This is a genomic window from Streptomyces fractus (assembly GCF_049844455.1).
In the GTDB taxonomy this organism is placed as follows: Bacteria; Actinomycetota; Actinomycetes; order Streptomycetales; family Streptomycetaceae; genus Streptomyces; species Streptomyces fractus.
Map to the genome: position 1 here is coordinate 8,944,289 of NZ_JBMYHI010000002.1, position 21,740 is coordinate 8,966,028.

Consider the following 21,740-nt stretch of genomic DNA (forward strand, 5'->3'; position numbering starts at 1 on the left):
GGGCCGGCCGACGCGGCCCGCGCCCGGAACGCACCGTGCCACGAGGAGGCCGACCGATGTACCGGATGACCGTCATCTACGATCACCCCGCCGACCCCGAGAAGTTCCTGAAGCACTACCGGGAGGTGCACGCGCCGCTGGCTTCGCAGACGCCCGGACTGCGCTCCTTCCAGTGGAGCGTGGCCGAGATGCCCGACGGCTCGCGGCCCCCGCATTTCGTGGTGGCGGCGCTGGACTGGGACTCCAAGGAGGACGCGCTCGCCGCGCTCGCCACACCGGCCGGCCAGGCGGGCGCCGAGGACATCGCCAACTTCGTCGCGCCGGGCGGGGTCAGCATGAGCTTCTCGGAGGTCATCACGTACCCGCTCTGAGGACGCGCGGTACGGGGATCAGTGACCGGCGAGCAGCTTCACGAAGACCACACCCAGGCCGATCGCGGCGTTGAGCGCCGACGTCACCGTGGCATGCACGGCTCCGGCACCGGCCCGGCGGCCGCCGACGAAACCCCACAGCGCCAGCGTGGCGACCTCGCTGCCGGCGGCGATCCACAGCGCCGTGGTGAGGTCCACGGCTCCCAGGGCGGACACGCCGATCAGCAGGAGCGGTCCGATCGCGCTGGTCAGCAACGGGCTGCTCGTGAACAGCTCGTGCCGGATCTGATGCAGGGTGGGCCGGCTGCCGTGCACGACGGGGTGGGCCTGCATGTCGGCGACCAGCGTTGCGAGCCACAGGCCGAGGGCGGTGGCCGCCACCGCCACCGTCGCCCCCTTGTGGGTGCTGTGCCCGCCCTGCGCGAGACCCACCATCACGGCGAGCAGGGTCAGTGACGCGTAGATGCGCTCCTTGAGGCGCTCACCCAGCACCGCGGCGCGGTCGTACCCGGCAGCCTCCGGAGGTGTGCTTTCGCTCATGATCGAACCCTATAGGGGCATTGCGGGGAATCGTTCCCGGGCGACGCGGTGGGGCCGGTTCACCGCAAGGTGGCGACGAACTTGCCCAACCGCTCGATGCCCTCGCGGAGTTCATCGGCCGACGCCGCGTAGGACAGCCGTACGTGCGTGTCCGCCGTGTGCGTTCCGAAGTCGCGGCCCGGGGTGAGCGCCACGTGCGCCTCCCGCAGGGCCCGTTCGCAGAACTGCCAGGAGCTGAGACCGGTGCCGCCGACGTCGAAGTAGACGTAGAAAGCGCCGTCCGGCGGGACGGGGACGGCCAGGCCGATGCGCCTCAGACCGTCGAGGACGAGCGCGCGCCGCTCGGCGAACTCGGCGCGGCGCTCCTCGCACACCGCGAGGGACGCCGGGGTGAAGCACTCCAGAGCGGCCTGCTGGGCAGGGGCCGAGGCGCACAGAAAGTAGTTCTGGGCGAGCCGCTCCATCGCCGGGACGAGCGCCTGCGGCGCGACGCACCAGCCGAGCCGCCAGCCGGTCATGCCGAAGTACTTCGAGAAGCTGTTGATGACGACGGCGTCGGGGTCGACCGACAGCGCGCTGCGCGGCGGCCGGCCGTGCTCGTCGTGGTCGCTGAGGTCCAGGTAGATCTCGTCGACGATCCGCCACGCGCCGCGCTCGCGCGCGAACCGGCAGATCGCGTCGAGCTCGTCGATCGGCACGGAGGTCCCCGTCGGGTTCGACGGCGTGGCGACCATGACGCCCGAGGTCCGGTCCTTCCAGTGTTCCCGCACCGCTGCCGCGTCCAGTTGGAAGCGGGTCTCCGCGGCGGTGGGTACGAGGGTGACCTGCGCGCCGAAGCTCTCGACGATCTGCCGGTTGCACGGGTACGAGGGGTCCCCGATGAGCACCTCGTCGCCGGTGTCGACCAGGGCGGCGGTGGCCAGCACCAGCGCGGCGGAGGCGCCGGCGGTCACGACGACGCGGGACGGGTCGACGTCGACGTGGTGACGTTCCCGGTAGAAGCGGGCGATCGCCTCCCTGAGCGCGGGCAGCCCCAGCGCCTCCGTATAGGGCAGCGGCCGGCCGTCCATGGCCTCGCGCATCGCCTCCCGCACCGCGGGCGGCGCCCCGAAGTCCGGTTCCCCGATGCTGAGTTTGACGACGTGGTGGCCCTCGGCCTCCAGCGCCGCGGCCTGCTTGCCGAACTCCATCGCGTAGAAAGGGGCGACGTTCTGCGCGCGTTGCGAGACCTTCATGCCTCGACCTCCGTCTCGATCGCGTCGGGCATGGTGTGATCCTATTTCAGCGGCCGGGGACGCGACCCAGGTGCCCCCTCACCGCCGCAAGGAGTGCCGGTCCCGCCTCCGCGGCCAGATGACCGCACTCCAGCACTTCGAGCCGGGCGTGCGGGATACCGGACGCGAGTTCGCGGGCGTGGTCCAGTGGTGTCGCCACGTCCCGTGATCCGCCGACGACGAGCGTCGGTGTGGTGATGTCGGCCAGACGGTCGCGCAGGTCGTAGGAGGCGAGGGCGTCGCAGCACGCCGCGTAGCCCTCCGGGTCCGTGTCCTCCTTGAGGGCGGACAACAGGCGCAGCCCGGTGGGCGTGTCCGCGAAGGACTCGTCGGCGAACCAGCGGCGCGGCGTGGCCTCGAACAGCGCGGCCGTGCCGTGATCGCGGACGAGGCGGGCCCGGTCGTGCCAGGGGTCGGCCGGGCCGAAGTGGGCCGAGGTGCACACCAGGGCGAGGGACATGACCCGGTCCGGGTGGTGGGCGGCGAGGTGGACTCCGACGGCGCCGCCCAGGGAGATCCCGGCGTAGTGGAAGCGGTCCGCGCCGTGCCGGTCCGCGAGGTCGAGGACCAGCGAGGCGAGATCGGCGACCGTGGTGCGGCCCGGCGCCCTGTCGGGCAGCACGGCGGACGGTGATCCGCCGTGACCGGGGAGGTCGTAGCGGATCGTCCTGAACTCCCGCTCCAGCGCGGCGGCTTGGAGGTCCCACACCGCCGTGGAGGTGCCGAGGGACGGGCCGAGGATCACGGGCGGCGCGTCGGCCGGGCCGCCCGTGACGTGGTGCAGCCGCACCCCTGTCGGGTTCCTCACGCACCGCCCCCGGCCGCGGCGAGGTCGGAGGGATGCTGCGCCAGCGGTGTCACCTCGATGGACATGAAGGGGAACAGCGGCAGGCTCCACAGGATGGTGTGCAGCGCCTCGTTGTCGGCGACGTCGAAGACACTGAGGTTGGAGTACTGGCCGACACACCGCCAGATGTGCACCCACTCACCGGACTTCTGCAGTTCGTGGCAGTAGGCCTTCTCGCGGGCCACCAGGTCGGCGCGCTCGTCCGGCGCGAGGTCGCGCGGGATGTCGACGTCCATGCGTACAGCGAACAGCACAGTGCATCACACCTTGTCGAGAACGAAGTCGTACGTCACCTCGCGGCCGACGCCCGCGGCGACCGGCGTCGGATCGAGGATCAGCTCGGGCTTGACGGCGGAGGCGATGTCGTCGGACACGTGCTCGCCGCCCTGGAAGTACAGCTGCGTGGTGATGCGGTGGTGGCCCGGCGCCGACACCTTGAGGTGCAGATGGGCGGGGCGCCAGGCGTGCCAGCCCGCGGCCGAGATGAGCTTGCCGCAGGAGCCGTCGGTCGGGATCTGGTACGGGGCCGGCTGCATCGTGTGGATCTTGAAGTTGCCCTGGTCGTCGGCGACGATCGTGCCGCGCAGGTTCCACTCCGGCAGGCCGGGCGCGAACTGGGAGTAGAAGCCGTCGTCGTCGGCGTGCCACATCTCGATGGTGGCGCCCGCCAGCGGGGTGCCGTCCACGGTGCGCACCTGGCCCTGGAACAGCAGCGGCGTGCCGGCCTCGTCCTCGCGCATCGGCAGGGTGGCCTCGGCGGGCAGCTCCGGAGCGTCGGGAACGTAGTAGGGGCCCTCGATGGTGCCCTTGGTGCCCTCCCGGTCCTCGTTCGCGACCTCCTCGACGACGTGCTCGACCCACACGTCGAGGAACAGCGGCCACTCGCCGTCCTCGCCGACCTGGATCAGCCACGACTTGAGCGCGTCGTACTCGGCGTAGGTGACCTTGTGGCGGCGGATGATGTCGTGGGTGGCGCCCAGGAGTTCGGAGACGAGGGTGTTCACCCGCGCGGTGTCGGAGGCCGGGGCCCCGGCGCGCTGCTTGCTGCGGAACTGCTCGGTGGCCGCGTTCCCCGACGCGGCGGCCGTGGCCTGCTCGGTGGCGGTGTCCGTCATGGTGTGTCCCGTCGTTGATGGGGTGGTGGGTGTCAGGCGTCCTGGCGGTAGCGGGCCAGCTTCTCGGGGTCGATGTCGATCCCGAGACCCGCGCCCTCGCGGACGCGCAGCGTGCCGTCCGCGATCGTGAGCGGCTCGGTGAGCAGGTCGTCGGACATGTCGAGAAAGTTGGAGAGCTCGCCCGCGTGCAACGAGGAGGAGCGGTGGGCGGCGCCGAAGGCGACCGAGCACAACGTGCCGATCTGGCCGTCGATCTGATTGCCCATCACCATCTCGACGCCGAGGCCCTCGCACTGGTGCAGCACCCGCTGGGAGGCGGTGAACCCGGTGCGGGCGGTCTTGATGCTGATGGCGGTCGCGGAGCCGCCGAGCAGCTCGCGGGTGACCTCGGCGGCCCGGGTCGCGCTCTCGTCGGCGATGAAGGGAACCCGGCTCTGCGAGACGAGCCACCGCCGCCCCAACACGTCGTCGGCGGGGCAGAGTTCCTCCGCGAACGTCAGATCCAGGTCGGCCATCTCGCGCAGGGCGCGGGCCGCGTCGGAGGCCGACCAGCCGCGGTTGCCGTCGACGTAGAGCTCCACGTCCGGGCCGAGGGCCGTACGCAACGCCCGGCAGGCGGCGACGTCCTCGGTGTACGGGTTGCGGCCCACCTTCACCTTGAAGGTGGTGATGCCGTACGTGTCCCTGACCCGCTCGGCCTCGGCGACCATCACGTCGGCCGGGGCGAAGCCCACCATGTGGCTGACGCGCATCCGGTCGCCGAAGCCGCCGAGCAACCCGGACACCGGCATCCCCGCGGCCTGCCCGAGCAGGTCCCACAGGGCCATGTCGATCGCGGCCTTGGCGGCCGGGTTGCCCACGGTCCGGTCGAGGCGCGCGTGCACGGCCTCGCGCTCCAGCGGAGTGAGCCCCAGGATCTGCGGCGTGAAGATCTTCTCGATCACCGCGACGATGGATTCCTGCGTCTCGCCGTACGTGTAGGGGCGGGGCGGCGCCTCGGCCGTCCCCACCAGGCCCTCGTCGGTGTGCACGCGGACCAGCACGTGGTCGGCGGTGTGCACCTCGCCGCTCGCGAACCGCAGCGGCTTGACGTAGGGAATGGCAAAGGGAACGGCCTCCACCTTGACGATCTTCATGGCTTCGCCCTCTTCACTGCATCGCCTTCTTCACTGCATCGCCTTCTTCATGGCATTCCCTCGATCTCTCTCACGAACAGGTCGTGCCGCTCCAGTACGTCAAGCAGCTGCCGGATCAGCGGCGATTCGTCGTCGTGGCGCCAGGCCAGCGCGAGCGGCACGGTCAGCGCGTCCTCGATCGACCGGCACACCACCCCCTCGCGGGGCGCGGAGCGGATCGAGGCGGGCAGTACCGCGACACCCAGTCCGGCGGCCACCAGGGCGAGCGCGGCGGAGGTCTCGGTGACCTCGTACGCGCTGTGCGGATAGAACCCCGAGGCCAGGCAGCTGCGGACCACCGCGTCGTTGACGACGGAGCCGAGCGTGGCGCCGTACATGATGAAGTCCTCGTGCCGCAGCTGCTCGACGCGGACGGTGTGGGCGTCGGCGAGCCAGTGCCCCTCGGGGACGGCCGCGATGAGCGGCTCGTCGGCGATCAGCCGGTGCGCGATGCCCTCCTGGCGGATGGGCGGGCGCAGCAGCCCGACGTCGAGGCGCCGCTCGGCGAGGCCGTGCTCCTGGGCGGGCGTCAGCATCTCCGTGTGCACCTCCATCCGTACGTGCGGCATCTCGTGTTTCACCAGCCGTGCCAGGGTCGGCAGTTGGCGGTACGAGGCGGATCCGGTCAGGCCGACCCGGAGCACGCCCTCGACTCCCGTGGCGAACCGCCCCACGCGGGCCACCGCCTCGTCGACGGACTTGAGGATGCGCTCCACGTCGGTGCGGAACACCTCGCCGGCGCCGGTCAGGGACACCTGCCGGGTGGTGCGGGTGAACAGCTCCACGCCCAGTTCCGTCTCCAGGCGGCGGATCGCCTGGGAGAGCGGCGGCTGAGCCATGTGCAGCGCCTGCGCGGCCTTGCCGAAGTGACGTGTCTCGGCGACGGCCGCGAAGTACCGCAAGTGCCTCAATTCCATCCGACTGCCCCTTCGTTGCGGTTCCGGTTGTCGCGGTTCCGGCGGGGCCCTCGTTGCGCTTCAGCGTAGGGAGCGGACCCCATACCCCACAAATATCTTGTTGCAGGCTATTGAGATGACGGCGATATCAATACCCCCCTGGGTCAACCCTGGGGGAATGTCCGGGGCCGACTCTTCACCCGGCTGTCATGGTGCTGAAAAGCAGCCGCAACACGGCCGCCACCGGGCAGGCCTGGCCGAGGCGAAGGGACGGGAACATGGCGGAGGGCACCAGCCGCGCTCGGAGCATCCTCGCGGACGCCCTGGAGGAGGACCCCGCCCGCGGGGTCCACCGGATCAGGCGCGGCGTCTTCACCGACGAGGAACTGTTCGAGCTGGAGATGAAGCACATCTTCGAGGGGAACTGGGTCTATCTGGCCCATGAGAGCCAGGTCCCGGAGATCGGGGACTACTTCACCACGTACATCGGCCGCCAGCCCGTCGTCATCACCCGTGACAAACAGGGCGAGTTGCACTGCCTGATCAACGCGTGCAGCCACCGCGGCGCCATGCTGTGTCGGCGCAAGACCGACAACCGGACCACGTTCACCTGCCCGTTCCACGGCTGGACGTTCAACAACACGGGCAAGCTGCTGAAGGTGAAGGACCCGCGCGAGGCGGGCTACCCGGAGCAGTTCAACAAGGACGGCTCGCACAACCTGAAGAAGGTCGCCCGCTTCGAGAGCTACCGCGGGTTCCTCTTCGGCAGCCTCAACGCGGACGTCAAGCCGCTGGCCGAACACCTCGGGGACGCCGCCGTCGTCATCGACATGGTCGTCGACCAGTCACCCGAGGGACTTGAGGTGCTGCGCGGCTCCTCCACGTACTCCTACGACGGCAACTGGAAGCTCCAGGCGGAGAACGGCGCCGACGGCTACCACGTGTCCGCCACGCACTGGAACTACGCCGCCACCCAGGCCCGCCGCACCTCCGGCGAGTCGGAGAACGACACCAGGACGATGGACGCCGGCGGCTGGGCCAAGCAGCGCGGCGGCTTCTACTCCTTCGAACACGGCCATCTGCTGCTGTGGACGCGGTGGCTCGACCCCGCGAACCGTCCCCTGTACGAGCGGCGCGAGGAGCTCGCCGCGCAGGTCGGCGCCGAGCGGGCCGACTGGATGATCGGCGTCTCCCGCAATCTGTGTCTTTACCCGAACGTGTACTTGATGGACCAGTTCAGCTCCCAGATCCGGCACTTCAGGCCCGTCTCCGTCGACAAGACGGAAGTCACCATCTACTGCATCGCCCCCAAGGGGGAGCCGGCCGAGCAGCGGGCGCAGCGCATCCGCCAGTACGAGGACTTCTTCAACGCCACCGGGATGGCGACCCCCGACGACCTGGAGGAGTTCCGCTCCTGCCAGAAGACGTACCTCGCGGAGTCGATGCCGTGGAACGACCTCAGCCGCGGCGCCGTGCACCAGATCGAGGGCCCCGACGAGGACGCCAAGAAGATCGGCATCAACCCGATCGCCAGTGGTGTGCGCACCGAGGACGAGGGCCTCTACCCCATCCAGCACCGCTACTGGCTCGACACCCTGAACAAGGCGCTCGACCTCGAGGAGGCGGCCAAGTGACCACGGCGAACGAGCGGTTGACCGCCGCCGGACCCGGTCTCGAAGGGATCCGCCAGTTCCTGTACCGCGAGGCCCGCCACCTCGACGACCGCGAGTTCGAGAAGTGGCTCGACTGCTACCGCCCCGACGCCGAGTTCTGGATGCCCGCCTGGGCCGACGACGACGCGCTCACCCGCGACCCGCAGACCGAGATCTCCCTCGTCTACTACCCGAGCCGGGCAGGCCTTGAGGACCGCGTCTTCCGCATCCGCACCGACCGCTCCAGCGCGACGAGCCTGCCCGAACCCCGTACCGGCCACAACATCAGCAACGTCGAGGTCACCGGCCGCGAGGGCGACCTGGTGCACGTGCGGTTCAACTGGTTCACGCTCTACTACCGCTACCAGACGACGGACACGTACTTCGGCACCTCGTACTACACGCTCGATGTCTCCGGGCCCGAGCCGCTGATCGCCCGCAAGAAGGTCGTCCTGAAGAACGACTTCGTGCACCACGTCGTCGACATCTACCACGTCTGATCCGCCGCCCACCGTCCGCGCTGCCGAAAAGAGCCGCCGTATGTCCTTCCAAGTCGCCCTGAACTTCGAGGACGGCATCACCCGATTCATCGAGTGCCGCCCCGACGAGACCGTCGCCGAGGCCTCGTACAAGGCACGCATCAACATCCCGCTCGACTGCCGCGACGGCGCCTGCGGAACCTGCAAGTCCCGCTGCGAGTCCGGGGGTTACGACGGCGGTGACTACATCGACGAAGCCCTCACCGACGACGAGGCCGCGGCCGGCTACTGCCTGCCCTGCCAGATGACCCCGCACAGCGACCTCGTGCTCAGCGTCCCGACGTCCTCGGCCGCCGCGAAGACCGGGGCGGCCACACACGCCGCCACCCTCGCCGGCCTGACGAGGCACTCCGCCACGACCGTCGAGTTCACCCTCGACGTCGACGACCGCGACGCCCTGGACTTCCTGCCCGGCCAGTACGTCAACATCGCCGTCCCCGGCACCGACGAGACCCGCTCGTACTCCTTCAGCTCCGGACCGAACCAGCGGCAGCTGTCCTTCCTGGTCCGCGTCGTCGAAGGCGGCGCCATGTCCGGGTACCTCGCCGAGCGTGCCCGGGTCGGCGACCGGCTCGAACTCACCGGCCCCATGGGCAGCTTCTACCTGCGCGAACAGTCCCGCCCCGCGCTGCTGCTCGCCGGCGGCACCGGCCTCGCGCCGCTCCTGTCGATGCTGGAGCGCATGGCCCAGCACCCGGCCGGACAGCCCGTGCACCTGCTCTACGGAGTCACCACCGACGAGGACCTCGTCCACCTGGACACCCTGGAGGACTACGCCGAGGTCATCCCCGGCCTCACCTTCGACCACTGCGTCGCCGACAGCGCGTCGACCGCCCGCAACAAGGGTTTCGTGACCGGTCTGATGGACGCGGCGACCCTGCACGACGGCTCCGCCGACGTCTACCTGTGCGGCCCGCCCGCCATGGTCGAGGCCGTCCGCGCACACATCACCGCCCTCGGGGTGACACCGGCGGGCTTCCACTACGAGAAGTTCACCCCGGCCACCGCCCGTGCCACCGCGGAGGACGCCGCGTGAGCGTGCACACCGACCGGTTCGCCGGGAAGCGGGCCGTGGTCACCGGCGCGGGCCAGGGCATCGGGCTCGCCGTGGCCCACCGTCTCACCGCAGAGGGCGCGGACGTCGTCCTCGTCGACCGAGCCGACACCGTCCGCGAGGCCGCCGACGAGCTGAAGGCGCACGCCGTCCTCGCCGACCTCGAAACCTACGAGGGCGCGCACACGGCGCTGGACGAGGCCGCCCAACTCCTCGGCGGGGTCGACGTGTTGGTCAACAACGTCGGCGGCGCGATCAACTTCAAACCGTTCACCGAGTTCACCGAAGCCGAGATCCAGGCGGAGATCACCCGCTCCCTCATGACGACCCTGTGGTCCTGCCGCGCCGCCCTGCCCGGCATGACGGCGCAGGGGCACGGCGTGATCGTGAACGTGTCGTCGGCGGCCACGCGCGGGATCCACCGCATCCCGTACTCCGCGGCGAAGGGCGGCATCAACGCCCTCACCGCCTCACTGGCCTTCGAGTACGCAGAGGCCGGCATCCGCGTCGTGGCCACCGCGCCCGGCGGCACCGACGCCCCGCCCCGCCGCGTCCCGCGCGGCACACTGGCGCACGACACCGAGCGGGAGAGGGCCTGGTTCCGGGCACACATCGACCAGACCGTCGCCTCCAGCCTCCTCAAGCGGTACGGGACCCTCGACGAGCAGGCCGCCGCCATCTGCTTCCTGGCCTCCGACGAGGCCTCGTACATCACCGGGAGCGTCCTGCCGGTCGCCGGTGGCGATCTTGGCTGACGAGGCGTCCCTGCTAGCGTGCTGGACCATGAACGGGCGCCCTGAACTGCGGCGCGGCCTCGTCGGACGCACCCGCGAGGCCGCGGCACTGACCCGGGCGCTCACCGCGGCGTGCTCCGGGCGACCGGGGCTGCTGCTCGTCGAGGGGCCCGCGGGCATCGGCAAGACCGCCCTGGTCCAGCACGTCCTGGACACCTTCCGCGCCGACGGCACCCGCGTCCGTCCGGTGTCCGTGTCCGGTGTCCCGTGGGAGTGCGAGCTGCCGTTCGGCCTCGCCGGACAGCTCGCCCTCGCCCTCGGAGCCGCACTGCCCGACCCGAAGCACCCCGCGGCCGTCCTGGAGGTGGCGGACCTGCTGCGGCGGCAGTGGACGGCCCGGCAGGAGCGCGACCCCGTCGTCGTGGTCGTCGACGACGCGCACTGGGCCGACGTGGAGAGCTTGCGGGCGGTCGACTCCGCGCTGCGCAGGATGTCCGACGAGCGCGTCCTCGTCGTCCTCGTCGCGCGGGACCGCCCCGACGAACTCGGCGGGGTGACGGAGGCGCCGCCCGCGGCCCTGCTTCGCACCCGCGAGTTCCTCGACGGCCGCCAGGGATCCGCCCTGCGCCTCGGCCCGCTCGACGCCCACGACGCCCGCGCCCTCGCACGCGACGGACACGGCCTCGCCCTGGAACTGCCCGCGGCCCGGCACCTGTGCGAGCGCACGCGCGGAAACCCCCGCCACATGTCCCGGCTCCTCGCCGAACTGCCCCGCGACACCTGGCGCGACTGGCGCCCCGAACTCCCCGCGCCCGCCCGCGGCGCCGACGCCGTGCGCCACCGCCTCGACCGCTGCGGCCCGGCCGCACGCGGCCTCGTCGAGGCCTGCGCGGTGCTCGGCGACGAGACGTCCCTGAGCGAGGCGTCGGCGCTCGCCGGGCTGACCGGCGACGCACTGCCCGCCGTCGACGAGGCCCGCGCCGCAGGCCTCCTCACCGCCGCCGTCGACCCCGGACGCGCCCAACTCGCCTTCTCCCACCCGCTCGTACGCGCCGCCGTCCTCGGCGGGATCGACCTGGCGGACCGGGCCGCCCTGCACCGGCGGGCCGCCGAACTCGTCCAGGACACGGGGCGCGCCCTGCTGCACCGGGTGTCCGCCCTCGCGGCCCCCGACGAGACCCTCGCCGGTGAACTCGACCGGTACGCGACCCGGCGGGCCAGCGCGGGGGAGTGGTCCGCCGTGGCCGACACCCTGGTGCGGGCCGGGCGGCTCAGCACCGGGCGCGCGAGCCGCGAGGACCGGCTGCTGCGCGCCGTCGACGCCATGATCGGGGCGGGCGACATCCCCCAAGCCGCCATGTTCGCCGCTGAGTTGGAGAGCTTCCCGGCGAGCGCCCTGCGCGACACCGTGCTCGCCTACCTCGCCATCATGCGCGGCCGGCCCGCCGAGGCCGAGTCGCTCCTGGACACCGCCGAGGCGCACTGCGACGCCGCGCGCAGACCGGAACTCATGGCGAAGATCAGCCAGCGGCGCGTGCTGCACGCCCTCGCCCGCTGGGACGGCGAGGAACTCGTCACCTGGGCCCGGCGCGCCGTCGGCCTGGCACAGGCGCACGACCCGTCCGGCATCGAGTCCGAAGCGGTCCTCGGCCTCGGACTCGCGATGACGGGACGGCACGACGAAGCCGCGGCCGCCTACGAGGAGGCCGCCGCGGGACACCCGGCCGGCGCCCAGCCGCAGCGCTTCCAACTGGGCCTGGGCTGGGTCGACTTCGCCACCGACGCCCCCGAGTCCGCCCGCCGCAGGCTCGAGGCCGCCGTCCCCACCGGATACCGGATGGGCTCGACCCGGATCTCCCTGTGGGCGCAGGGCTGGCTGGCCCGCACCCAGTTCGCCCTCGGCGCGTGGCCGGAGGCCCTGGAGACGGCCCAGCGCGCCGCCGAACGGCTCGCCGTCGTACGCATCGAACTCGTACGCCCGCTGGTGCACTGGACCGCCGCGCAGATCCACGCCCTGCGCGGCGACGCGGCCGCCGCCGACCACCACCTCGGGGAGGCCCTCGCCGACGTCCACCCGTACGCCTGCATGCTCGTGCCCTCCTGCCTGGCGCGCGCCCAGGTCGCGGAGTCGCGCGGCGAGTACGAGCGGGTCGTCGAGGCACTGACACCGGTGGTCCAACTCGACCCCAGGGGTTCCGTCGACGAACCCGGCTTCTGGCCCTGGCCCGACGTTTACGCCAACGCGCTGGTGATGACGGGCCGCCTCGACGAGGCCGACCGCTTCCTGCGCCCGCACGAACAGTGCGCCGACGCACGCGGTCAGCGCTCGGCGCAGGCCCGACTCGGCCTGGCGCGGGGCCGGTTGACCGCCGCGCGCGGTGACATCGACGTGGCCCGCGGCCAGTTCGACCGGGCCCTGGCACGCCTCGACGGGCTGCCGCTGCCGTACGACCGGGCCCGCGTGAACTTCGCGTACGGACAGACCCTGCGCCGGGTCGGCAAGCGGCGCGAGGCCGACACCGTCCTGAGGAACGCGCGGGACGCCTACGCCACGCTGGGCGCCCGCACCTACGTCGAGCGGTGCGAGCGCGAACTCCAGGCGGGCGGCCTGCAATCAGGCAGGAGCGCCGCGGGCCTGGCGCGGCTCACGCCGCAGGAACGGGCCGTAGCGAAGGTGGTCGCCGCCGGAGCCACCAACCAGCAGGCGGCGCTGGAACTCTTCATCTCCGTCAAGACCGTCCAGTACCACCTCACGCACGTCTACTCCAAGCTCGCCATCCGCTCCCGCAGCGAACTGGCCGCGCGTTTCCGGGAGTCGGGCGAGAGCGGCCACGATCACCCCTGACGTGGCGGTGCGCCCTCACTCGTACATCACGTACGACGGGCGCGGGCGCAGGCCGAGGACCTGGTCGGGGGACATCAGGTGCGACCCGGCCTCGGTGTCCTCCTGGAAGAACAGCTTGAAGCCGGTGCGGAGGCCGTCGGGCAGCGGGTCGACCAGGCGGTCCCAGGTGTGCCGCTTGAGCTCCGGGCTGCCTATGCCGTCGGCGCTCTTGATCACGGCGACGCCCTCCGGGACGTCGAGCGCCCCCTCGTCGTGGACGACCGACTCGGCGACCTGGTGGTAGACGAAGGGCTTCTCCGGCAGGTCGTGGCGGTCCACGAGCGAGGCGAGGTGGGCGGCGATCCGGGTGAGTTCGGGGCCGGTGGTGTGTCCGTAGGTGTCGCCGGGGATCTGGTCGGTATCCATCTCCCACTCGGGGTCGAGGGCGATGCCCACGTCCGGCCGGACGAGCCACTTGTCCAGGGCCTTCACCTCGCCGAGGGCGTCCGCGCGGCCGGGCTGGATGTTGAGCAGCAGCAGCGCCTTGTGCCGGCGCGCGGCCTCGTGGAAGGTGCGGATCGTCGCGTCGGGCGTGCGCGTGCGGTAGGTGCCGTCCGGGCCCGCGCCGGGGTTGGCGACCGTGGCGAGCAGCTCCAGGACGGGCAGCACGCGGCGGCCGTCGGCGTACGCGCGCCCACGCCGTTCCAGCTCCGCGACACGGTCGTCGAGGTCACCCGTGCCGAGCCGGCCGAGCGCCGCCGCGCCCGGCAGACCGCAGTAGCCGACGAGCCGGTGCTCCGGGAACAACCGGCGCCCGCCGCGCGGCAGTTCGGGGCGGTGGCGGGTGGGGCGGGGCGACGGGGACCGCGAGGACTTCGACGGGCCGCGCGCGGCCCTCTCGGTACCGGAGGGCCGGTCGTCGGCTCCGGACGTGCCGCATCCGCCGAGCAGCGTGGCGGCGGCGGACGTGACCCCCGCGGCGAGCAGCGCCCGCCGCCGCGAACCGCCCGCTCCGGGGTCCTTGCTGTCGTTGCGGCCGGCGCTGTGACCGACTGTCCGCATCTGGCCTCCCCACGCAGTGATCATTCTCCGTGGGGTGCCTTGCCGACGGCTGGGTGGTGAAACGTGTGCGGGCGACGCATGCGGTGCTGATCGGCCACGCGGCTCCGGCGGTGGGGCTACGCCGACGCCTCGCCCGGGCGCAGCGCGTCCACCACGAGGTCGAGCAGCTGACGGACGCGGTCCGCGCGGTCGCCCGCCGCCGTGGACAGGAACACGCCGAGCAGCATGGTGATCACGTCGTCGGCGGGCACGTCGCCGCGCAGCGTGCCCGTGCGCGCCCCGGCGTCGAGGAACGCGGCGACCGCGGCGGTCAGGCGCTCCCGCGTGTTCGCCGTGACGCCGCGCCCGGCGGCCGGGGCGAGGGTGAGGCTGCCGGCCATCGCGCGCTTGGTCGTGACGAGGTCCGCGTACCGGTCCATCCACGCGCGCAGCGCGTCCTGCGGCGGCAGCTCGCCGAGCAGGGGCTCGACGGCGGCGGTGACGGCGTCCAGCTCGGCGGAGTAGACGGCCTCGACGAGGGCCTCGCGGGTGGGGAAGTTGCGGTAGAGGGTGCCGATCCCGACTCCCGCATCGCGGGCGATCGTCTCCAGCGGCACCGATGTGTCGAACCGTGTGAAGGCGGTCCGGGCGGCGGCGAGGAGTCTCTCGCGGTTGCGGCGCGCGTCGGCGCGGGCGGGGCGCTCGGCCTTGGCCCCGGTGGGCGCCGGGTTCGGGTCGGATGTGGACGCAGGCAAAGCGGAGGCTCCTCCGGTTGTGCTACCTTCGACGTAACGGAGGCTCCTCCGTTTTCTCTATCTTCGCACGAGGCGGGATTCCCATGACCTCTTCCGCGTCTTCTTCTGCTTCTTCACCCTCCGCCGCCGTCACGGCGAGCGGCGCCCCGCGCCCCGGCGGCGCCGGCCGGCTGCTCGGCCGGGACGTCTCGCGCGTCGGGTTCGGCGCGATGCAGCTGCCGCGCCTGGCCCCGGACCGCTCCTCGGCCGTCGCGTTGCTGCGCCGCGCCGTCGAGCTGGGTGTCGACCACATCGACACCGCCGAGTTCTACGGGGACGGCTTCTCCAACGAGATCATCCGCGAGGCGCTGCGTCCCGAGGACGACGTCCTCGTCGTCAGCAAGGTCGGCGCCACCCCCGACTCGGGTGGACCGCTGCCCCTGCGGCTCGCCCAGCGGCCCGAGGAACTGCGGGCCGGCGTCGAGGACAACCTCAAGAGCCTCGGCGTCGACCAGGTCCCGCTGGTCAACCTGCGGCGCGCGGAGAACGGCCCCGGGCTGCGGGCCGAGGGCGACCAGGCCGTCGACATCGACGACCAGCTCGCCGTCATGACCGCCCTGCGCGACGAGGGCAAGATCGGCGCCATCGGGCTCAGCAACGTGGGCCTCGACGAACTGCGCCGCGGCCTGCCCGCCGGGATCGCCTGCGTACAGAACGCGTACAGCCTCGTGGCCCGCGACGACGAGGAGCTGCTGCGGCTCTGCCTCGCCGAGGGCATCGCCTGGGTGCCCTACTTCCCGCTGGGCAGCGCCTTCCCCGGAATGCCCAAGGTCACGGACGAGCCCGCCGTCGCCGCGGCCGCCGAGGCGCTGGGCGCGGCGCCGGCCCAGGTCGGCCTCGCCTGGCTGCTGCACCATGCCCCGAATGTCCTCCTGATCCCGGGCACCGCCGACCCCGACCACCTCGCGGCGAACGTCGCGGCGGGTGCGCTCACCCTCGACGCGGCGACCCTGGCCGAGCTGGACGCCGTGCCGACACGCTCGGGCGACATCGAGATCCAGGGGCACGAGTGAGCGGGTGACGGCGGCGGGTCCGACCGCCCCGCCGTGCGACGGGCCGCTCGCCGGGTCAGTCTGGAGAGTGGAGCCACCCGGGCAGGACGGACAGGCCGGGCAGGACGGCAGAGCCGACGAGGGAGCACAACATGGCGGGCCACGTGCTGGTCGGAGCCGATGGGTCGGAGTCGAGCCTTGAGGCGGTCGCGGTCGCCGCGCACGAGGCGCGACGCCGCGGGCTCGGCCTGCGCATCCTGAACGCGTTCACGTGGCCGATGCTGAAGATCCGGCACGGCTCGTCGTCCGCGGACACCGCGGAGCCGGGCCTGCGCCGCCGGGCCGAGGAGATCGTGGCGGCGGCGGTCGAGCGGGCCAGGGCCGAGGAACCGGATCTCGCCCCGGTCGAGGGCGAGGTCGTCACGGGCGAAGCCCTCACCGTCCTGGCCGCCCGTTCGCGCGACGCGGACCTGGTCGTCGTCGGCAGCCGCGGCCTGGGCGCCTTCTCCGGCCTGCTGATCGGCTCGGTCGCCGTGCACCTCGCCGCGCACGCGGACTGCCCCGTCCTCGTCGTGCGCGCCGAATCGCGGCCGGAAGGCCCCGTGGCGGTCGCCGTCGACGGCTCGGACATCGCGAAGGCGGCGGTCGAGGAGGCCTTCGACGATGCCGCCCGCCGCGGCACGGACCTCCTCGCCGTGCATGTGTGGAACACCTGGAGCGGCACCGGGCCCGCGGGCCCCGGCGCCCCCGCGCCGCTCTGGTTCGACACGGACAAGCTGCGCGAGGACAGCGAGGCGACCCTGTCGGAGGCGCTGGCCGCCGGCCGGAGCCGTCACCCCGATGTCGAGGTCGAGGCGCGCTCGGTGCACGGCCGCGTGCGGCAGAGCCTGCTCGAGACGTCGCAGGAGGCGAGCCTGCTCGTGGTGGGCGCGCGCGGCCGGGGCGGCTTCCACGGGCTGCTGCTCGGCTCGGTCAGCCAAGCACTGCTGCACCACGCGGACTGCCCGGTCCTCGTCACGCGCCGCTGACGAGCCACAAACGAACACGTCGCGGTCGTCCGCGCGGTCGCGCGCGGCGCGAACACCCCTGCCGTATCCCGGAATTGATCAAGGGTCTGGACAGGCCCGCACCCACCCTCGTAGCTTAACGAATGTTCAATGCGGGGTGGGCGAGGCCGAGCCGTGCCGGGCGAAGCGGTCGTCGGCCGCTCCGTCGCAGCGTACGCAGTCCGCGACCCACTCCGGGAGCCACGCAATGACCGACGCCGTGCTCAGCGAATTCCGCGCCGACGGGATCACCGTCATCACGCTCAACCGCCCCGAGGCCCGCAACGCGGTCAACCGTGTCGTCGCCGAAGGAGTGGCCGCCGCGCTCGACGAACTCGACCGCAGGGACGACCAGGTGGTCGGCGTCATCACCGGAGCGGGCGGCAGCTTCTGTTCCGGGATGGACCTCAAGGCGTTCCTCAAGGGCGAGACCCCGACCATCGAGGGGCGCGGCCTCGCCGGCATCACCGAGGCGCCGCCGCGCAAGCCGGTCATCGCCGCAGTCGAGGGATACGCGCTGGCCGGCGGCTGCGAGATCGCGCTCGCCTGCGACATGGTCGTGGCGGCGAGCGACGCCAAGTTCGGGATTCCGGAGGTCAAGCGGGGGCTCGTCGCCGCGGCGGGCGGACTGCTGCGGCTGCCGCGCCGCATCCCGTACTCCGTCGCCCTGGAGATCGCCCTGACCGGCGACTTCCTCGACGCCGGCCGCGCCCACACCTACGGCCTCGTCAACCGGGTCACCGAACCAGGCGCCGCCCTCGACGGCGCGCTCGCGCTCGCCCGCGCCATCGCCGCCAACGGGCCGCTCGCCGTCCGCGCCACCAAGGAGATCGTCGCGAACGCGCCGAACTGGACCGCCGACGAGGAGTGGCAGCGCATGCGGGACATCGCGGGCCCGGTGATGACATCCGACGACGCGCGGGAAGGCGCCAGTGCCTTCGCCGAGAAGCGCGCCCCGCGCTGGACCGGCCGGTGAGTGCCGGGCCGCTCGCCGGGATACGCGTCGTCGAGCTGGGCGGCATCGGGCCCGCCCCGTTCTGCGGGATGCTGCTCGCCGACCTCGGCGCCGAGGTCATCCGCGTCGACCGCCCCGCCGAAGCGGGAATGGACAGCCCCCACCCCGTCATCCTGCGGGGCCGCAGCTCGGTCGCCGTCAACCTCAAGGACGCCGAAGGGGCCGCCGTCGTACGGGAGTTGATCGCGCGCTCCGACGCCGTCATCGAGGGATTCCGGCCCGGCGTCGCCGAACGCCTCGGCCTCGGCCCCGACGTCCTGCTCGCCGCGAACCCGAAGCTCGTGTACGGGCGGATGACCGGCTGGGGGCAGGACGGGCCGCTCGCCCAGGAGCCGGGACACGACATCAACTACATCGCCGTGGCCGGCGCCCTGCACGCCATGGGGCCCGCCGACGGCGACCCCGCGCCACCGCTCAACCTGGTGGGCGACTTCGGCGGGGGCGGCATGCTGCTCGCGCTCGGCCTCGTCAGCGCGCTGCTGCACGCCCGCACCAGCGGCGTCGGACAGGTCGTCGACGCCGCCATGACCGACGGCACCGCGCTGCTGCTCGCCATGACCTACGGGTTCCTGGCCAACGGCGCCTGGCAGGACCGGCGCGGCGTCAACATGCTCGACGGCGGCGCTCCCTTCTATGCCGTGTACCGCTGCGCCGACGACCGGCACGTCGCCGTCGGCGCCATCGAGCCGCAGTTCTACGCGGCGCTGCTGCGCGTCCTGGACCTCGAAGGCGACGAACGCTTCGCGCGTCAGCACGACCGCGCCAACTGGCCGGTGATGAAAGACGAGTTGGCGCGCCTGTTCGCCACGCGCACCCGCGACGAGTGGGCCCGGACCTTCGACGGACAGGGTGCCTGCGTGTCGCCGGTCCTGTCGCTGAACGAGGCGCCCGAGCACCCCCACAACACCGCCCGCTCGACCTTCCGGCGCGGCCCCCACGGCGGCCCCGAACCCTCGCCCGCGCCACGCTTCACCACGACACCGCCCGGCGAGCCCGCTCCCGCCCCGCGCGTCGGTGCCGACACCACGGAGGTCCTCACCACACTGGCCGGGCTCGCCCCCGACGACATCGACACACTCCGCGAGAAGGGAATCGTCGGTTGACGACGCGCTACGTGCCCCCGGGCATGCCCCAGAGCCTCAGCTACCCCGACGCAGCCGTCGGCGACCTGCTCGCCGGAACCGCCCACCACCACCCCGACCGCACCGCCTTGCGCGACGGCGAACTCACCTTCACCTACGGCGAGATGTACGACACCGCGCTGCGGCTCGCCGCCGGACTGCGCGCACGCGGGGTCGGCAAGGGGGAGGCCGTCGCGCTGCACCAGCCCAACTCGGCCTGGTTCACCGTCTCGTACTACGCCATCCTGCTGGCCGGAGCGGTCGTCGTCCCCCTCAACCCGGCCCTGCCGCCCACGGCGCTGCGCGAGCAGCTCGACGAGGCGCGCGCCGTCGCCGCGCTCACCCACCCGGCGACCGCGCCCGCGCTCACGGAGGCCGCCGCGCCGGGCGTCCGCCTGACCGTCCTGGTCCCGGAGACGGCGACAGCGACGGCCACCGCGCCCGCCGTCCCCGTCGGCGTACCCCTTCAGGAAGTGCTGGCGGCCGAACCGGGGGAGCGCGCGGACGTCAGCGGGGACGATCTCGCCCACCTCGCCTTCACCGGCGGCACCACCGGGCGCTCCAAAGCGGTGCGCGTCCTGCACCGCAACGTCCTCGCCAACGCCCTGCAGATGTCCTGCTGGCGCGGCGCCGCCGTGCCCGGCATCGACGCGGAGGGCCGGGTGGCGCTCGAAACCGTGCCCGCGGCGCGGACCGCGCACTCGATGGACCTGGGCACGTCGACCGTCGTGGCGCTCGCCCCGCTCTTCCACGCGATGGGCCTCGTCGGCCAGTCCGTCAGCGTGGCGGTGGCCAGTACCGTCGTGATGGCGGGCCGCTTCGAACCCCGCCGCTTCGTGCGGCTCATCGAGGAACACGGTGTCACGTCCGTCCCCGGATCGCCCGCCCTCTTCCACGCCCTGCTCGCGCTGCCCGGCGTCGAGGACCTCGACCTGTCCTCGGTACGCAGCGTCAACTCCGGTGCCGCGCCCGTCGATACGGACACCATGCGGCGCCTGGGCACGCTCTTCCCGAACGCCACGATCGTCGAGGGCTACGGGCTCACCGAGGCCACCATGGCGCTCGCCGCGCACCCGCTCGTGGACGACAACCCCGTGCCCGAGGGCAGCGTCGGCGCCCCCGTATTCGACACCGAGGTCGAGATTCGGGACCTCGGCTGCGGCCCCGCCCTGCCCGTCGGGGAGACCGGCGAGGTGTGGGCGCGCGGCCCGCAGATCACCGACGGCTACCAGGGCCACCCCGAGCTGACCGCCGAGCAGTTCCAGGACGGCTGGCTGCGCACCGGCGACCTGGGACGCGTCGACGAGGACGGCTGGCTGTACCTGGTCGGCCGGGCCAAGGACATGCTGATCTACAAGGGGTACAACGTCTATCCCTCCCCGCTGGAGGACCTGCTGCACCGGCACCCCGCCGTCGCGGGCGCCAGCGTCATCGGCGCGCCGCGGCCCGGGGTCGGCGAGATCCCCGTCGCGTACGTCGTACCGCGCGCCGGGCACCGGGCGAGCCCCGAACTGGCCGAGAAACTCATGGCGTTCGTGGCCGAGCACGTCGCCCCGTACCAGCGGCTGCGGGAGATCCACTTCCTGGACGCCCTTCCGGTCTCGGCCGCCGGGAAGATCCTCAAGACGGACCTGCGGCAGCGGTACGCGGCCGCCGACGAAGCGGGAGCGGCACGGACGTGAGCGGCGGCATGGTCCACGAGGCGACGGGCCGGGGAACGCCCCGGGAGACGGACAACCCGCACGACGCGCCCCCGGCCGCGCTCGGCGAACTCGGGAAGGGCAGACATGTCCGGGTCGAGGCGACCGAAGACGGCGCCTACGAGGGCTACTGCCACGCGGGCCGCGCGGCCAACCGCAGCTACGGCGGCGCCGTCCTCGCCCAGGCCCTGGACGCCGCCCACCGCACCGTGGACGAGGACCGGGTCGTGCACTCGCTGCACGCCTACTTCCTGCGCGCCCTGTCGCCGCAGCGGCCGGTGCGCTTCACGCCCGAGGTCGTGCGCGACGGGCGCAGCTACTCGATGCGGCAGGTGACCGGCGTCCAGGACGGCAAGGAGTCGCTCACCATGAGCGTCTCGTTCAAACAGCCGCAACCGGGCGGCAGTTGGCGCCAGCCCGGCATGCCCGACGTGCCGGGTCCCGAGCGGCTGCCGAACGCCTGGTCGCACCGCCCGCAGGACCATCCGCTGCGCACCTCGGTCGAGTACCGCGAAGTGCCCCTGGAGCGACGCCCCGACGGATCGCGGGTCGACGCCGGACCGGCCGACGGCGGACGCATCGACCGCTACGCCTGGATGCGCACGGTCGGCGCCATGCCCGACGAGCCGGGCCCGCACGCCTGCGTCCTCGCCTACATCTGCGACTCCCCGCTCGCCCCCACCGCCCTGGTGGCCTACGGCGAGCCACGGCCCCGCGGCATCGCGCTCGCCTCGCTCGACCACGCCATGTGGTTCCACCGGCCGGCGCGCGTCGACGAGTGGCTGCTGTTCGCGTGCCACAGCGTCGTCGCCGGGGACGGCAGAACCCTGGCGCGGGGCGAATTCTGGACCGGGGGAGGGGAGTTGGTCGCCTCGGTCACCCAGGAGGCGCTGCTCCATGTGTCGCGCGGGGTCTCGTGACGCGCGGGTGAAAGGTCCACGGGGACGGGTTGTCAGGCCCCGCCGGACCGACGTAGCTTAACGATCGTTCTACACAGGCAGAAGGGGCCG

The 21,740-nt window shown here is 72.6% G+C and carries 21 protein-coding genes; 12 read left to right on the forward strand and 9 right to left on the reverse strand.

Annotation, left to right across the window (positions count from 1 at the left end; genetic code table 11):
* Window positions 1-56: 56 nt before the first annotated feature.
* A complete protein-coding gene (locus ACP4E5_RS42765; protein ID WP_425839549.1) occupies window positions 57-371 on the forward strand; it encodes an EthD family reductase in 315 nt (104 codons plus the stop codon).
* An 18-nt stretch (window positions 372-389) separates the two neighbouring features.
* On the opposite strand, the gene ACP4E5_RS42770 is transcribed toward ACP4E5_RS42765, so the two are convergent.
* From ACP4E5_RS42770 to ACP4E5_RS42800, 7 genes are read right to left on the reverse strand one after another with little or no spacing between them, the layout of a single operon-like run.
* Window positions 390-911 (reverse strand): hypothetical protein, encoded by a 522-nt coding sequence (locus ACP4E5_RS42770; protein WP_425839552.1) that lies wholly within the window; start codon window positions 909-911, stop codon window positions 390-392.
* A 59-nt stretch (window positions 912-970) separates the two neighbouring features.
* On the reverse strand, window positions 971-2,146 hold the full coding sequence (locus tag ACP4E5_RS42775) for a pyridoxal phosphate-dependent aminotransferase (RefSeq protein WP_425839555.1): 1,176 nt from the start codon (window positions 2,144-2,146) through the stop codon (window positions 971-973).
* 46 nt (window positions 2,147-2,192) lie between these two features.
* Window positions 2,193-2,993: an alpha/beta fold hydrolase gene (locus tag ACP4E5_RS42780; RefSeq protein WP_425839558.1), complete on the reverse strand. Its 801-nt coding sequence runs from the start codon at window positions 2,991-2,993 to the stop codon at window positions 2,193-2,195.
* Window positions 2,990-3,286: a muconolactone Delta-isomerase gene (gene catC, locus ACP4E5_RS42785; protein ID WP_483030439.1), complete on the reverse strand. Its 297-nt coding sequence runs from the start codon at window positions 3,284-3,286 to the stop codon at window positions 2,990-2,992. The genes ACP4E5_RS42780 and catC overlap by 4 nt, the downstream gene beginning before the upstream one ends.
* 6 nt (window positions 3,287-3,292) lie before the next feature.
* Complete coding sequence (catA, locus tag ACP4E5_RS42790; RefSeq protein WP_425839561.1) at window positions 3,293-4,147, reverse strand: catechol 1,2-dioxygenase; 855 nt, start codon at window positions 4,145-4,147, stop codon at window positions 3,293-3,295.
* Window positions 4,148-4,179: 32 nt separating this feature from the next.
* Window positions 4,180-5,283, reverse strand: coding sequence for a mandelate racemase/muconate lactonizing enzyme family protein (locus ACP4E5_RS42795; protein ID WP_425839564.1), 1,104 nt, complete (start codon window positions 5,281-5,283; stop codon window positions 4,180-4,182).
* 47 nt (window positions 5,284-5,330) lie between these two features.
* A complete protein-coding gene (locus tag ACP4E5_RS42800) occupies window positions 5,331-6,239 on the reverse strand; it encodes a LysR substrate-binding domain-containing protein (protein WP_425839567.1) in 909 nt (302 codons plus the stop codon).
* Window positions 6,240-6,427: 188 nt separating this feature from the next.
* Between ACP4E5_RS42800 and benA the strand changes: the two genes are divergently transcribed.
* Genes benA through ACP4E5_RS42825 form a run of 5 tightly spaced genes read left to right on the forward strand, consistent with a single transcriptional unit; the run spans window position 6,428 to window position 13,042 of the window.
* Window positions 6,428-7,852, forward strand: a complete 1,425-nt coding sequence (gene benA, locus ACP4E5_RS42805) for a benzoate 1,2-dioxygenase large subunit (RefSeq protein WP_425839570.1) — start codon at window positions 6,428-6,430, stop codon at window positions 7,850-7,852.
* The gene (gene benB, locus ACP4E5_RS42810; protein ID WP_425839573.1) at window positions 7,849-8,370 is read left to right on the forward strand and encodes a benzoate 1,2-dioxygenase small subunit; all 522 of its coding nucleotides are present in this window, start codon (window positions 7,849-7,851) and stop codon (window positions 8,368-8,370) included. The genes benA and benB overlap by 4 nt, the downstream gene beginning before the upstream one ends.
* Before the next feature lie 40 nt (window positions 8,371-8,410).
* The gene (benC, locus tag ACP4E5_RS42815; protein ID WP_425839576.1) at window positions 8,411-9,445 is read left to right on the forward strand and encodes a benzoate 1,2-dioxygenase electron transfer component BenC; all 1,035 of its coding nucleotides are present in this window, start codon (window positions 8,411-8,413) and stop codon (window positions 9,443-9,445) included.
* The gene (benD, locus tag ACP4E5_RS42820) at window positions 9,442-10,218 is read left to right on the forward strand and encodes a benzoate diol dehydrogenase BenD (RefSeq protein WP_425839579.1); all 777 of its coding nucleotides are present in this window, start codon (window positions 9,442-9,444) and stop codon (window positions 10,216-10,218) included. The genes benC and benD overlap by 4 nt, the downstream gene beginning before the upstream one ends.
* A gap of 28 nt (window positions 10,219-10,246) precedes the next feature.
* Complete coding sequence (locus ACP4E5_RS42825) at window positions 10,247-13,042, forward strand: helix-turn-helix transcriptional regulator (protein WP_425839582.1); 2,796 nt, start codon at window positions 10,247-10,249, stop codon at window positions 13,040-13,042.
* 15 nt (window positions 13,043-13,057) lie between these two features.
* On the opposite strand, the gene ACP4E5_RS42830 is transcribed toward ACP4E5_RS42825, so the two are convergent.
* Window positions 13,058-14,083: a hypothetical protein gene (locus ACP4E5_RS42830; RefSeq protein WP_425839585.1), complete on the reverse strand. Its 1,026-nt coding sequence runs from the start codon at window positions 14,081-14,083 to the stop codon at window positions 13,058-13,060.
* A gap of 116 nt (window positions 14,084-14,199) precedes the next feature.
* Entirely contained in the window at window positions 14,200-14,817 is a 618-nt protein-coding gene (locus tag ACP4E5_RS42835; RefSeq protein WP_425839588.1) for a TetR/AcrR family transcriptional regulator, read from the reverse strand.
* 83 nt (window positions 14,818-14,900) lie between these two features.
* On the opposite strand from ACP4E5_RS42835, the gene ACP4E5_RS42840 reads away from it, so the two are divergent.
* The 6 genes from ACP4E5_RS42840 (at window position 14,901) to ACP4E5_RS42865 (ending at window position 21,650) form a co-directional block, all read left to right on the forward strand.
* Complete coding sequence (locus tag ACP4E5_RS42840) at window positions 14,901-15,869, forward strand: aldo/keto reductase (RefSeq protein WP_425839591.1); 969 nt, start codon at window positions 14,901-14,903, stop codon at window positions 15,867-15,869.
* A gap of 131 nt (window positions 15,870-16,000) precedes the next feature.
* On the forward strand, window positions 16,001-16,876 hold the full coding sequence (locus tag ACP4E5_RS42845; RefSeq protein WP_425839594.1) for a universal stress protein: 876 nt from the start codon (window positions 16,001-16,003) through the stop codon (window positions 16,874-16,876).
* Between the two features lie 226 nt (window positions 16,877-17,102).
* Window positions 17,103-17,870, forward strand: a complete 768-nt coding sequence (locus ACP4E5_RS42850) for a crotonase/enoyl-CoA hydratase family protein (protein WP_425839597.1) — start codon at window positions 17,103-17,105, stop codon at window positions 17,868-17,870.
* The gene (locus ACP4E5_RS42855) at window positions 17,867-19,012 is read left to right on the forward strand and encodes a CaiB/BaiF CoA transferase family protein (protein WP_425839600.1); all 1,146 of its coding nucleotides are present in this window, start codon (window positions 17,867-17,869) and stop codon (window positions 19,010-19,012) included. Before ACP4E5_RS42850 ends, ACP4E5_RS42855 begins: the two co-directional genes overlap by 4 nt.
* Before the next feature lie 23 nt (window positions 19,013-19,035).
* Complete coding sequence (locus ACP4E5_RS42860) at window positions 19,036-20,712, forward strand: class I adenylate-forming enzyme family protein (RefSeq protein WP_425839602.1); 1,677 nt, start codon at window positions 19,036-19,038, stop codon at window positions 20,710-20,712.
* On the forward strand, window positions 20,709-21,650 hold the full coding sequence (locus tag ACP4E5_RS42865; RefSeq protein WP_425839605.1) for an acyl-CoA thioesterase: 942 nt from the start codon (window positions 20,709-20,711) through the stop codon (window positions 21,648-21,650). The genes ACP4E5_RS42860 and ACP4E5_RS42865 overlap by 4 nt, the downstream gene beginning before the upstream one ends.
* Window positions 21,651-21,740 lie beyond the last annotated feature (90 nt).